At 47.8% G+C, this 13,548-nt stretch carries 14 protein-coding genes; 6 read left to right on the top strand and 8 right to left on the bottom strand.

The features are described from left to right. The first annotated feature begins 105 nt into the window (after positions 1-105). Entirely contained in the window at positions 106-1,359 is a 1,254-nt protein-coding gene (locus tag KNO73_RS10405) for an MFS transporter (protein ID WP_214813586.1), read from the top strand. 18 nt (positions 1,360-1,377) lie between these two features. Here the strand turns inward: KNO73_RS10405 and KNO73_RS10400 are convergent, their stop codons facing one another. The 4 genes from KNO73_RS10400 to KNO73_RS10385 all read right to left on the bottom strand — a co-directional run bounded on the left by KNO73_RS10400 (position 1,378) and on the right by KNO73_RS10385 (position 3,176). Then, positions 1,378-1,674, bottom strand: coding sequence for a DUF3817 domain-containing protein (locus KNO73_RS10400; RefSeq protein ID WP_015880430.1), 297 nt, complete (start codon positions 1,672-1,674; stop codon positions 1,378-1,380). An 80-nt stretch (positions 1,675-1,754) separates the two neighbouring features. Next, positions 1,755-2,261: a DoxX family membrane protein gene (locus KNO73_RS10395; RefSeq protein ID WP_015880429.1), complete on the bottom strand. Its 507-nt coding sequence runs from the start codon at positions 2,259-2,261 to the stop codon at positions 1,755-1,757. A 183-nt stretch (positions 2,262-2,444) separates the two neighbouring features. Beyond that, positions 2,445-2,858, bottom strand: coding sequence for a pyridoxamine 5'-phosphate oxidase family protein (locus tag KNO73_RS10390; RefSeq protein ID WP_143404742.1), 414 nt, complete (start codon positions 2,856-2,858; stop codon positions 2,445-2,447). Positions 2,859-2,975: 117 nt separating this feature from the next. Beyond that, positions 2,976-3,176 carry a cold-shock protein gene (locus KNO73_RS10385; RefSeq protein WP_015880427.1) on the bottom strand — a complete coding sequence of 67 codons (201 nt, stop codon included), beginning with the start codon at positions 3,174-3,176 and terminating at the stop codon, positions 2,976-2,978. Between the two features lie 261 nt (positions 3,177-3,437). On the opposite strand from KNO73_RS10385, the gene KNO73_RS10380 reads away from it, so the two are divergent. Then, entirely contained in the window at positions 3,438-5,036 is a 1,599-nt protein-coding gene (locus KNO73_RS10380; protein ID WP_215112462.1) for a glycoside hydrolase family 55 protein, read from the top strand. Here KNO73_RS10380 and KNO73_RS10375 read toward each other — a convergent pair. Beyond that, the gene (locus tag KNO73_RS10375) at positions 5,000-5,506 is read right to left on the bottom strand and encodes a flavodoxin domain-containing protein (protein ID WP_214685071.1); all 507 of its coding nucleotides are present in this window, start codon (positions 5,504-5,506) and stop codon (positions 5,000-5,002) included. The genes KNO73_RS10380 and KNO73_RS10375 overlap by 37 nt on opposite strands. 103 nt (positions 5,507-5,609) lie before the next feature. Then, entirely contained in the window at positions 5,610-7,259 is a 1,650-nt protein-coding gene (locus KNO73_RS10370; RefSeq protein WP_215112461.1) for a glycoside hydrolase family 13 protein, read from the bottom strand. A gap of 123 nt (positions 7,260-7,382) precedes the next feature. Between KNO73_RS10370 and KNO73_RS10365 the strand changes: the two genes are divergently transcribed. From KNO73_RS10365 to KNO73_RS10350, 4 genes are all read left to right on the top strand, one after another. Continuing rightward, entirely contained in the window at positions 7,383-8,162 is a 780-nt protein-coding gene (locus tag KNO73_RS10365) for an AraC family transcriptional regulator (RefSeq protein WP_078146084.1), read from the top strand. A gap of 85 nt (positions 8,163-8,247) precedes the next feature. After that, a complete protein-coding gene (locus KNO73_RS10360; protein WP_047795816.1) occupies positions 8,248-9,588 on the top strand; it encodes a copper amine oxidase in 1,341 nt (446 codons plus the stop codon). A 19-nt stretch (positions 9,589-9,607) separates the two neighbouring features. Continuing rightward, positions 9,608-10,507: a class F sortase gene (locus KNO73_RS10355; protein ID WP_215112460.1), complete on the top strand. Its 900-nt coding sequence runs from the start codon at positions 9,608-9,610 to the stop codon at positions 10,505-10,507. Between the two features lie 104 nt (positions 10,508-10,611). Beyond that, on the top strand, positions 10,612-11,058 hold the full coding sequence (locus KNO73_RS10350; RefSeq protein ID WP_215112459.1) for a hypothetical protein: 447 nt from the start codon (positions 10,612-10,614) through the stop codon (positions 11,056-11,058). A 46-nt stretch (positions 11,059-11,104) separates the two neighbouring features. Here KNO73_RS10350 and KNO73_RS10345 read toward each other — a convergent pair whose 3' ends face one another. Beyond that, complete coding sequence (locus KNO73_RS10345) at positions 11,105-11,812, bottom strand: ABC transporter ATP-binding protein (protein ID WP_078146082.1); 708 nt, start codon at positions 11,810-11,812, stop codon at positions 11,105-11,107. Beyond that, the gene (locus KNO73_RS10340; protein WP_214733831.1) at positions 11,812-13,449 is read right to left on the bottom strand and encodes an ABC transporter permease; all 1,638 of its coding nucleotides are present in this window, start codon (positions 13,447-13,449) and stop codon (positions 11,812-11,814) included. The genes KNO73_RS10345 and KNO73_RS10340 overlap by 1 nt, the downstream gene beginning before the upstream one ends. Between the last annotated feature and the right edge of the window lie 99 nt (positions 13,450-13,548).

The following is a 13,548-nucleotide window of genomic DNA, read 5'->3' as shown; positions in this document are numbered from 1 at the left end:
CACCTCTAAAAGTTAAATTATATTGAACTTTATATTTACAATTCACTTCGTTGCCTTTATGATAATGTTAAATCACATTTAACTAATTTGCAAAGGAGTGTTTCTATGAAGTTTCTCTCTTCAAATCTATCAATTTTACTGCTCGGTAAATTCATGTCGTTATTCGCATCCAACTTATTTACGTTTGTGGCGGGACTCACGGTGTTGACGACGACCGGATCTGGGCTCCAATTCGCCTTCGTTCTCCTCGCAGGTACATTACCCCGTGTGCTTCTATCCCCATTCGCCGGCGCTTATGCAGACAAACTTGACCGAAAGCGAGTCATCATTAGGATGGAGTCTTTGAACGGAGGATTATTTTTACTCGCAGGTGTTGGAAGCTTACTTTGGACGTTTGAAGCACCCGCTTTTTACGTCATCACATTCTTCTTAGCGATCGTTTCCACTTTCTTATCGGTCACGTTATCAAGTTCGATTCCTCTTTTATTTGAGGAAGATGAACTGCAACGCGCCAACTCTCTCATTCAAAGTATCATCTCCATCTCAAGCATCGGTACCCCGCTTCTTGCCGGGGCACTGTTTAAGCTTATACCGATTCCTGTCTTTTTGTTCAGTTCAGCTCTATTCTTTATGATTGCCGCACTTCTCGCCTCTCGACTTAAATTTCATCAGAAAGAGGTCGCACCCACCGAACAATCGACTTGGGAAGACGTACGGTCCGGTCTGTCTTACTTGAAACAACAAAGAGTCTTGTGGACAGTTGCTGTCCTCGCCGCATTTTTGAACTTCTTCTTCGTCGCATCGGAAGTGTTGTTCCCGATTGCAGCGTTACAGGAAGTCGGTGTGTCCCCGTTTCAATTCGGACTCCTTGAAAGCATGGTCGCCATTGGTTTTTTAGTCGCTTCCTTACTTCATGCCTTACCGTTATTCAAAATCAAACATCGCTTAGCAACGATGCGATCCGCGTTGACCATTCTTAGCGTTCTGTTCGTCGGACCCGCCATTCCATTATATTTTCACTTCAACGTCCTCACGTCAATTTTCTTTTTCGCGGTCTTCGCTTTATTGAGTGGTTTCTTGATCGTACGTGTCAACATCCCGATTCAATTGTTCCTCCAAACGAATACGGATCCGAACTATTTAGGGCGCGTCATCGGTGTGCTCGAATCACTCGCGATGGGGATTACGCCGATTGGATTCATCCTATTCGGGGTATTGAGTGATCTCGTCTCTGTTGCCCATCTCTACACCGCTTGCATGGTGGGTCTACTCATCTGCACGTTCGTCCTCACGTACCGAATACGTCAAGACATTCGAGCAGAACGAGATTCAGCTCAGTCAATGGATCGCGTATCATAAAAAAAGACATCGAACGAATCAGTTCGATGTCTTCTCTGTTGACGGGAGTACCCGTTTTTCTAATAAGAATGGTCCGAATGGGATGACGGACGCCATGACAGCAAGCGTCAAAACTTTGAATCCCCAGCGCAAGCGCCATGCCATGTAGATCGCCGCGAGCACATAGGCCACAAATAAGAAACCATGTGCTGCACCAACGATACTGACCGCGAGTGGAATGCCGGCCATATATTTCAACGGCATCGCGATGAACAGTAACAACAAGAAGGATACACCTTCTGTGTAGCCAAGCCATTTAAAATGAGTCGTAGTCATATGCGTTCTCCTTTATTTCTGTAGGCTATGTCTATCGTAGCCGAAACGTGAGAGGTTTGTCACAAGAGAACGCATAAAAGTTACGAGGCTATTTGACGATTTGGTGAACGATGCAATACTTTCGTGTCGACAAAACGGCGAAGGAACAACCCGTCGACCCCAATTTTTCCAGCGTTATGACCGGCAACTAAAATCAAGACAGATACGATCAACATCGTTGGGTTCGTACTGACTGTTCCTGATAGTAAGAACGCCATGTTCATGACGAGTCCGAAGAACGCTGCGCTACGTGTGAGGGCACCGAGCAATAATCCTAAGCCTACCAAGAATTCACCGTAAGGAATCAAGACATCGAATAGCCCGGCGTTTGGGATCGCAAAGTTTTCGAGGAATGCAGCCCACCATCCAGCGACGGCCGGATGTTCTCCAGAAGCGAGTGTCACCGCGTTATTCAAGAACCCTTCTGTTCCAAAACCTCCCGTGATTTTCCCCCATCCTGCCGTTAACCAATGATAACCGAGCCATACACGTAACACCGTCAAGATCGCTGTAGCGACATTATGATTTTGCCAAAATTTCGTGAACATCATAATTCCTCCCTTTCAAGAAGTTAAATAATTATATAATGTGATTACATTCACAATATACCATTCATGTTCACTATTTCACATATGTATTTTCCTTTGTTCATGATTCGTCCATATGTACGCCATATTCTATTCACATTCATCCACAAAAAAAGACACCTAATTTAGGTGTCTTTGAGGAGATTATAGTGTCACTTCTTGTGGCGGTTGACCTTTCTTGTTCATCACGCGCATCGATTCCGGTTCGATTTTTAGGATGACAAGCTTTGGATCGTCCGGACCATCGAACCATCCTTCGAGTTTCTCGTTCCATACTTTCTCTTTCATCGATTCATCATCCGACACGGTCGCTTTACCGAGGATCTCTAAGTAAGTGTCGCCCACGCCATCTCCATCATAGCCGATTAAAATATGCGTATATGGATTCTTTTCTAACTCTTCTACTTTATCTGTGTCGTTAGAGGTTGCCGTGTAGAGTGTGAAATCATCATGGAAAAATGTCATGTAACGACTGTGGGGTTTCACCTTATACACGGTCGCCATCGTCCCGACATTACTTGCATCTAGAATCTTTAACGCTGTGTCTTTTGCACTCATTCCAAATTCCTCCTTCATGATTTGTCGCTCGTATACTGTTCCCTCAAACTATGGGATTAAACACAAAAAAACCTGCTCGCCGACGCGAGCAGGTATCATATTCCTTAGAAAGGAAGATTAGATTTTTTCAACGTTAGAAGCTTGTGGTCCACGAGCTCCGTCAGTGATTTCGAAAGTTACTTCTTGGCCTTCTTCAAGTGTTTTGAAGCCGTCGCCTTGGATTGCTGAGAAGTGTACGAATACGTCGTCTCCGCCTTCCATTTCGATGAAGCCGTAACCTTTTTCTGAGTTAAACCATTTTACTTTACCTGTGTTCATGAATGAACCCTCCTGAAATAAACGCTATGCGTTATAGTAGTGCCTTACTAGAAAAAACTTGACCAAAAAAAATACAAGCCTCTGGATTATCTAATGAAAAATAATCCCAAGCACTTGTGAATTATGATTCCAGCTATTCTTAATTAAGCACATATTGAATATAACACGACTAGATGTTTCTGTCTAGTAAATACTTCTGATTGCTAAAAAACAAGGTGAAACGGGTACATGCTAGAGAAGATGATGCTAGGAGGATTTATAATGAAAAACGTAAAGGACCCACAATCAATCGCATCGATGATTGCCTCTTACTCCGATTGGTCGGAAGAAGACCTCATCCAGCAAACACTTGAATGGCACCGTGCTACACGGGAAGCTTCTTACTTTGAGCAACAACAATCTATCCCGTGTCGAATTCCATTGACGGAACGGATCACCCCTGTCCGCACGTCCTTTCCGCTCGAGCAAGTCGACGGCATCGTTCGTCCCGTCTGGATGCGTCGGCTCGATGCCGAATATTTGAATTTACTGCAGACGACGAAACAATGTGTTGATGTGACGGACTATGGTGCTGTCGGAGATGGAAAAACGGATTGTACCCTCGCCTTTCGACTCGCCATCCGCTCGAACCGTCGTGTCTTTGTCCCAGCAGGCGTTTATATCGTTCGGGGGATTCGTCTACCTTCCAACTGCGTGCTCGAAGGCGCAGGACAAGACGTCACGATTCTCAAACTGTCCGATCGTGCACCGAGACATCGAAGATTGTTACGAAACGCCACCCCTTTCGCAGGAAATCATCATATCGAGGTATGCCACCTGACGCTCGATTGGAATGTCGCACGATTAGGCGATGTGAAACGGACGACGAGCGGTGACACGACATCGAGCGCCTTGACGTTTGCCCATGTGACGTATGGATGGGTGCATCATGTGACGGCTAAAAATGCCGGTCTTCATGCGTTCGACATCACGTCTCCACACTATCATTACTTAGGGGATGGACTCCGCGCGGCAAACGGCAGTCGGTATATCCATCTCGATCACCTCGAGGCGACGAATTATGGGGATGACGGAATCACCACACATCACAGTGATGCCATCTACATCACGAACTGTTATTGTCATCATCCTCACGGCCGAACACACGCCCTCGGATTCTCAAATTCGAATGGAATTGAGATCGATGATGGATCACGGCATGTCACACTCGTTCACAATAGAACGGAAGGTTGCTTTGGAGGCATCGAAGTAAAAGCACATGGGACCTCATCTGCCGCACACGACGTTCATATCTTCGGGCATCTTTCGGTGCATGACAATCGTTCATTTAACTTTCGTCACATTGGTCATCATTTAGTAGACGATCCGAACTCGGAGACGGCACGCTTCCTATCTGGTACGAACTTAGTGTCCGTCGAGCCAGTCCGCAGTTCACTCTATACAAAATCTTCACCACGAAGCCTGGTCGTATCGGCCTACCAGGACGTCTTGATTCACGGTTTGACTGCGATCGGCGACCCGACCTACGATTACGAACAGCATCCGGCAATTGCGATTCAATACAAGTCGAGACGCGTTCAGCTGAAACGAATCTCCGTGCGCGGGTTTACCACAGCCCGAGCCGACCTCGAACTATTTGGCGGAGATAACCGCACCGATGAAGTGACCATCGATGCCTTACGATGCCAAGAATCTGCACCCATCGCTCTAAAAATCGGTCGTCACCTCGAACACCTTGCTCTTCATCAGATTGAAGGGCAGAAAAAAAGCGGAGATGTACTCATCTCCACGAAAAGCCCGATTGAGGCGCATAATCTACTCGCTCAAGGATTTTCAGACCGGGTGCGCTCAGACGTTTGAGCGGTTTCCACGAGTTGATTCAGTTTGGCGTCATCGAGTTGAAGTGAACTCTCTTTTTGTTTGGCCATCATGCGAACGATTGCTTTGTCTAAAAAGCCCATTCGTTCAAAGTCGTACCCGCTCCCGACGACCTCGACGAAATAGGCATGTTCGCGCAGCGTGTCACGATAGGCTTCTTCTAGCTCGCGAATCCGTTCCGACTCTGTCGGTGTCCCGGCACACAAATATAAAGCGAGGGGATGCTCAAGCAAGTGTGCTTCGTGAAGCGTCAACCATTCCTTCATCTCGTCTTGGATCGTGCCCATTCGAATTGAGCTCCCGACGATGACGTGATCTACCATCTCCCACGTGACGTTCGGCTCTTCTACGATATTTTGGACACGAACGTCACCCGATAGACGTTCAGCGAGTAAAGCCGCCACTTTTTCACTCGTTCCATATCTGGAAGAGTACGCGATTAAAGTACCCATGTCGTTCCCTCTTTTCATGTCAGACGTTACTTACACTATTCCCGAATCATCGAGAGAAGATACGTTTGCACTTAAAAAAGCTCGCCGTCTGGCGAGCTTTTCGTCACAGTTTATACACTTGTGCTTCATAAGGACGAAGGGTGAACGCTTCTATCGGTTCCATGTTTCCGATGACACGTTCTTTCACGTCATATGGTAGCTCTCGTTGTTGTGTCTCGTCGGAGAAGTTACAGAGCGCGAGCCATGTCTCACCTTCGAATGAACGTGTGAATGCATAGACCGCCTCATCTTCCGGTAACAACAGCTCATACTTTCCATAGACAACGAGCGGGTTCGCTTTACGTAGCGCAATCAACTGACGGTAGTAATGGAAGAGTGAATTCGGATCTCTCCGTGCCGCTTCCGCGTTGATGTCGACATAGTTCGGGTTGACCTCGATCCACGGCGTCCCTGTCGTAAATCCACCATGTGCTTCGTCTGACCACTGTACCGGTGTGCGTGAATTGTCACGTCCTCGCTCATGGATGCCACGGAAAATCTCGTCGTGCGTTAACAACCCTTTTGATGTGTAATCACGGTAGGCGTTCAACGTCTCAATATCTCGGTACTGATCGATTGAATCAAACGCGACGTTCGTCATGCCGAACTCTTCCCCTTGATAAATGTAAGGTGTCCCTTTCAATAGATGAAGAAGTGTCGCGAGCATCTTCCCGGAACGGACGCGATATTCAGGCGAATCGTTTCCAAAGCGTGAGATGGCACGGGGCTGGTCATGGTTACTCCAGTACAGGCTGTTCCATCCTTCCTCTTCGAGCCCTTCTTGCCAACGCGAGAAAATCGTCTTCAGCTCAGTCAACTTCCAGTCTGTCGGATTCCACTTGCCGAAGCTCCCGTTCCCGACGTCCACATGTTCAAAATGAAAGACCATGTTCAGTTCGTTGCGGTCTTCACCCGTATACAGTTTCGCTTCCTCCACACTCACCCCTGGCATCTCCCCGACCGTGATCGTGTCGTATTTCGATAAGACTTCACGATTCATCTCCTGCATGAATTCATGGATGCGTGGTCCGTTAAAGAAGAATGGTGTCCCGTCTCCATACCCTGTTCCTTGCGTTTGACCGTCTGGATAGCTCGGGTCTTTTGAAATCATATTGATGACGTCCATCCGGAACCCGTCGACCCCTTTATCGAGCCAATATGTCATGAGGTCGTACACTTCACGACGAAGCGTCTCGCTTTCCCAGTTCAAATCCGGTTGTTTCTTACTGAAGAGGTGGAGGTAGTACTCATCACTCGCCTCATCATACTGCCAAGCGCTGCCGCCGAAGAAAGCCCCCCAGTTCGTCGGAGGTTGACCATCTTTCCCTTTTTTCCAAATGTAATAGTCACGATATGGGCTGTCTTTTGAAGAACGTGACTCCATGAACCATTGGTGTTCGTCCGAAGAGTGATTGACGACGAGGTCCATCATGATTTTAATCCCGTGACGGTGTGCTTCTTCAAGCATCGCATCGAAGTCATTCATCGTACCAAACTCGTCCATGATGGCACGGTAATCACGAATATCGTATCCATTGTCGTCGTTCGGTGAATCGTATACCGGCGAGAGCCAGATGACGTCGATCCCGAGTTCTGCCAAATAAGACATCTTCTCCGTGATCCCTTGGATGTCACCAATCCCATCACCGTTTGAGTCATTGAAGCTACGTGGATAAATTTGATATACGACCGCTTCTTTCCACCATTGTTTCATGTTACGTCCTCCTTGAAGTTCATTTCCGTTTCAACGCTTTCATCGTACTGTCTTCAAGGATTCATGACCATCCATGATATGATTAAGATATGTACAATTTTGCTATAAAATGAGGAGACTATTATGGAAATCGGCTTTTGTGGCTATTCATACCATACAACGACTTATACTTTTCCATTTGCTAATCGACTCGATACGTATCTGATTCGCTTACAAACGGCAGGAACGGCTCGGATTGTGGTCAATGGGGAAACGATGATCACACGATCTGGTGACGTATTGATTGTTCGTCCGGGTGACTTCTATGAAATGCATGTCGATACACCCGCGAGCGGAGACTATCATATCTTTTGCACCGGACATTCGATCGATACATGGTGGCATGCGACTCCACGGGGGCGATTGAATACCATCGCCATCGATTCACGCCTTCTTTCGCTATGGCAACACATTACGGAAGAAGTGCGCCGTCCACCGTCTGAACAAAGTGCCGTTTTAATTGAAACACTCGTTCAAGCACTCCTGCTCATGCTCGATCGTTCGATTCAAGATGTGCATTCCCAAGCGCGACCTCCAGTCGTCTCTCGTATGATGCGCTTTATCGAAGCACACGTTACGAGTGACTTCAAAGTTTCAGACGTCGCCGACGCCGTCGGACTGAGCGTTTCACGGACCGTTCATCTCTTTAAAGAAGGAACCGGGATGACAATCATCGAATATGCACAATCGATTCGCTTACAGCTTGCCGAAGAGCAAATGCGCTATACAAAACATTCGTTAGAAACGATAGCGGAACTGTCTGGATTTCGAAGTTATCCATATTTCCACAGAATTTTTAAACGAAAATATGGCGTAGCACCAGGGGTTTATCGTACTCTTCAACAAAAAAATGAAAAAAAATAAAAAAAGAGTGATCCATTTTTTGAACTGCTCCGTTAGATGGGTGTAAATAACGACAACACTCACTTACGAAAAGGAGCGATTACCCATGAAGAAGAAGACGTTAAACAAAATCGTAGCACCGGCACTAGCCTTAGGACTACTCGTACCAGTCAACGCACAGGCAGCGGATCACACGCCGACAGCAAGTACACCAGCAGGTGACCTTCGCGCCACACTCGATCAACTCTTATCTGAGCATTACGTCTTAGCCGTCACATCGATGATGAAAGGATACGACGAGGCAGCAGATGCTGAGGTCGCGGATCAAGCTCTCGATCAAAACGCGCTCGACATGACACCAGCCATCGCTTCCATCTACGGTGAAGAAGGCGCTGCACAATTTGAAGAAATCTTCCGTGGTCACAACGACTACTCAGCTGATTTCGTAGAAGCAGCAAAATCAGACAACCAGGAACTACGCATGGAAGCTGAAGCGGAAGTTGATGAGTTCGTAGAAGAATTCTCAACATTCCTCGACGCAGCGACAGAAGGGAACTTACCGAAGGACGCAGCAGCTGATGCACTCGAACTTCATGAAGACCAAGTCCTCTCTGTATTCGATAACTATGTCGAAGGAGATTACGAAGAAGCTTACATGACGTTCCGTGAAGGCTACAAGCACATGTTCAACATCAGTAAAGCTCTCTCGGGTGCAATCGTCACACAAATGCCTGACAAATTTACGACTGGAGCCGACACACCAGCTGTTGAACTCCGCTCAACATTGAACAGTCTTGCAGGTGAGCACTTCGCCCTCGCTGCGATCGGTATGCAAAAAGGGTACGACCAAGCAGAGGACTATGACTACGTGACATGGGCAGAAGACCAGAACACACTCGACTTCAAAGCAGCCATCGCATCCGTATATGGTGACGAAGGTGCAGCACAGTTCGAGAAAGTATGGAACTCAGATCACATCACAGCACAAGGTGACATCGTTGCCGCTACACTCGAAGGAGACGAAGCGATGATCGAAGATGCGCGTATGCGCCTCGACCAATTCGCTGTCGACTTCAGCACATTCCTCGATGCAGCAACAGAAGGTAACTTACCACAAGCTGCCGGTGAAGAAGCAATCAAACAGCACGAAGCGCTCGTACTCGACACATTCGATCAATATGTCGCTGGCGATGCAGAAGCGGCTTGGATGTCATTCCGTGAAGGATATGCGTTCATGTTCGGTGTTGGTGAAACACTCGGTAACGCGATCGTGACACAAATGCCTGACAAGTTCGAAGAAACAATGATGCCTGAAGAGATGCCTGAAACAGGTCTCGGTGGTGCACAAGAACAATCAATGAACACTCTCTACGCTGGATTAGCTGTACTTGGCGGAATCTTACTCGCCTTCGTAACGCTTCGCAAACGTAAAGTATCTGAACAATAATCAATAAGGAGGGAGTCCCATGAACAAGCGCCTTTTGTTTCTGGCGCTCTCTCTCTTTTGTTTTAGCTTCTGGACGTGGACGAGCGCCCAAGAATCGTCGTCACCACCTGTAGAAGAAAAACAAATAGAGGAGAGCCCGGATTTAACGGCTGAATTCTCACTTCTACAGGAAGAGGTGAAAAAGCTACGCTTAGCCGAGGAAGAAGAAAACGCCAAGGCCGTCACCCCTGTTCAAATCCAGATCCCTAAAATCGATGTCGACACCGCCATCGAACAAGTCGGGGTCCTCGATAATAAACAGATGGGTGTACCAGAAGATGAGAACCAGGTCGGGTGGTTCGAACCCGGTGTCACACCGGGTAGCAAAGGAAATGCTGTGATTGCCGGTCACGTCGACAGCAAGACCGGCCCGGCTATCTTTTATCAACTCGATCAACTGACAAAAGGCGATGACGTTCTGATTCAAGATGAAGCGGGTAACACACTCCGGTTCCGCGTCACAAAAACAGAACGCTATGATACGAAAACCGCGCCAATCGAAGAGATTTTCGGTGCCACAACAAATCGGAACTTAAATTTGATTACCTGTTCGGGTACGTTCGGGGACGGGGGCTATGATGAACGATTCGTCGTCTATACAGAGCTGGTGGATACCGAACTGAACGAAACTGTCGATCTCGAGACACCGACGGCAGTCGAACTGAAAGGTAACTTATTGACATGGCACGCCGTTCGTCAAGAGAGCGTGATTGGATATCGGATCTATGAAGTCATCGACGGAAAAGCGACTCATATCGAAAGTATCCCATCCCATGCACGAAAAAGTATCGAGGTCACAAATGAGAACAATGCATCCTACTACGTGACTGCGATTGACCAACTTGGAAATGAGTCGAAACCGTCTCAGACAGCGAAGTAGGCACGAAACGTCCTTAGATAAACGCTAAGGACGTTTTTCTATTTCCCATGTATAGTGAAGGTAGCAACACATACATCAACTTTAGGATAAGGAGTTTACACGTCATGAGGACTCAACTTTCATCACCTCTCGCCAGTCAAGTAAAAAGAAGAATTCGCGCCATTTGGGGTGTGACCGATTCACATTATTGGTACCCTCTATCGACTGCTGGGCGCCCCGATGTGATCGCATTCGATAGTGACTATATTGAAGAGGATGATCAAAAAATTAAGGAAATCCAACAATGGATATTGCGTCGAGGCGCGGATGTCGTCTTTGAACTACATGAGGACCTTACGCTCTGGCAAATCGATACCGATTCCTTGGATCCTTGTTATGACGGACGTTATTTAGAACGTTATTGGTTTGACCGACACATGAACTGGGTCATTTACGCATCTCACGAAAGTACGATTAGCTTTGGGGGGAACGAATTGATTACATCGCTCCAGTCCTCTTGGCCAGATTGGCAGGAACATCTATCTGTTATAGACCATCGCTTCATTGAATGATGGACCCACAAAAAAACGCACCCATTCATCAATGAGTGCGCGGAACTTATACGAAGCAAGGAATTTGCGGATTGAACGTCTTGTTGTTCTCCGTCATGACCTGCTTTTTAATTTTGCCTTCTCCGAGATAGACGATGCGATCGGCAAGCGCCTCAGCATCTTCTTCATCGTGTGTCACAAAAATCGTCGTCGTGCCCGTCTGCTTCAAGAGACGACGCAAATCGTCGCGAATCCGGTGTTGAAGTGACGTATCGAGATTACTGAACGGTTCGTCTAGAATCAACAGTGACGGTTTCGGTGCGAGTGCACGCGCTAGCGCGACACGCTGTTGTTGTCCCCCACTGAGTTCGTACGGATAGCGGTGACGGAACTCCGTCAAGTTAACGAGTGCGAGCATCTCTTCGACGCGCGCATTCCGCTCCTTGCGGTTCAGTTTATGGAGACCGAATCGAATGTTCTTTTCAACGGTCATGTGCGGGAAGAGTGCGTAGTCTTGAAAGACCATCCCCACCCCACGGTCTTCTGGCGGCATGAACTGGCAATCGTCGCAACAGACACAGTCATTCACGACGACGACGCCCTGGTTCGGCATCTCGAGTCCTGCAATCAAACGGAGAATCGTACTCTTTCCCGATCCGCTGTCCCCTAGAAGCGACACGATTTCACCTTTTGTGATCGAAATCGAGAACCCTTTGATGGTCTCTTCATGCGCACCTTTATAGCTAAAATGTAAATCGTTGATTTGAACGAACATTAGTCGGCCTCCTTATCAAGCACCTTGTGGGAAACGAATATCAACAGTCCACTCATGAGGACGATGACGATGGAAGCGAGTGCCGCTTCGTGAATCTTCTCATCACTCACGTATTTGAACGCCTGTGTCGCAAGCGTCGAAAAGTTAAATGGTTGTAAAAAGAGCGTCAATGGCAACTCTTTCATAATATCAATAAAGACGAGGATAAACGCGCTCATGATGGCGCCTTTGATCATCGGGATATCGACGCGGAAGAACGTCTGGACCGTGTTCCACCCCAGCATACGGGATGCTTCCGTGAATGACTTCCCGACCTTCTCAAACCCGCTCTCGATTGAGTTGTAGCCGATGGCGAGGAAGCGAATGACGTAGGCAAAGATGAGCATGATGAGCGTCGTCCGGAACACGAATGTCTGACTCAAGTCGAGCGCCCGTGCCAAATCGAGCACTTTGTCATCGAGCCACAAGAAGAGCGTGATGACCGCAATGGCGATGGCCGCTCCCGGAATCGAATACCCGAGTGTCGTCACTTTCGAAATGACACGCGTCATGTTCGACGGGAAGAGTCGTGTATAGTTCGCAATGATGAGTGCGAACAGTAAAATGATCACGGTTGCGGTAAAGGCGACTCGTACCGTATTCCAAACGAGTTGCCAAAATTCTTCCGTGAAGACCGTATCGAACGTCAGAAACGTCCAGGCCGTCAACTGCGTGAACGGAATGACGAATGCAATGGCAAAGACGATAGAAACATATGCGAATACCGCATAGCGATGCCAGCCTTGCAGCGGTCTCGGTTTGAGCGGCTTTACTTTCGTCGAAGCGTAACTGAACTGCTTCCGTCCCCGGACGAGTCGTTCCATCGTCAAGATGGCGATGACGAGAATCATGAGAGTGCCCGCAAGCTTCAGCGCCGACGACGTATCCTTCATCCCGAACCATGTACTAAAAATAGCGGTACTGAACGTCTGGATCCCGAAGTATTTCACGACACCATAGTCGTTGAGCACTTCCATCAAGACGAGACTGACACCGCCGATGATGGCGACTCGAGAAATCGGAATGACGACGGTGAAGAAGATGTCCCATGAGCCGCGACCGAGAATCCGTGCGTTCTCAATCATCGAGGATGACTGGTTATGCAGAAACGCTCGTGTAATCGTATAAATGTATGGATAGAGGAACAACGTGAAAATAAACACGGTTCCTTGAATCGACATGATGTTGAAGTACGACTGATCGACGGTGATCCCGAACTGATTCCGTAGCGTCGTTTGGATCACCCCGGTGTAATTTAAAATGCCGTGATACGTATACGCCCCGATATAAGGCGGAATCGCGAGCGGCAGGATGAGTGCCCATTTAAAGAAGCGACGGAACGGGAAATCATAAACGGTCACGAACCAAGCGAGACTCGTCCCGATCACGGTCGTCAAGACACCGGTAGCCACCATAATGAACAACGTGTTTCTCACGTAACGGGGCAACAGGTACTCCTGAATGTGCTGCCAATTGTCATTGACCGGGGCGAACAATTCGACGAGCACGACAATTCCCGGCAAGACGATCAATAAAATCGCGAGAAAGCTAAGGATCGCCCATCCATTCAGTTGTCGTTTTACTGCGTGCCAGTTCATGTCGTACCGCTCCCGTTCTGTAAACTATCAATTCCTGTCCCATCATATCAGTTTCTGTGCATCCCGTGTAGCGCTTAGGGTGTGAAGAACGCAAAAATC

This window comes from Exiguobacterium sp. s83 (genome assembly GCF_018617095.1).
Taxonomy (GTDB): Bacteria; Bacillota; Bacilli; order Exiguobacteriales; family Exiguobacteriaceae; genus Exiguobacterium; species Exiguobacterium profundum.
The sequence above is the reverse complement of the archived record's forward strand: the minus strand, read 5'-3'. Positions and strand labels throughout refer to the sequence as shown.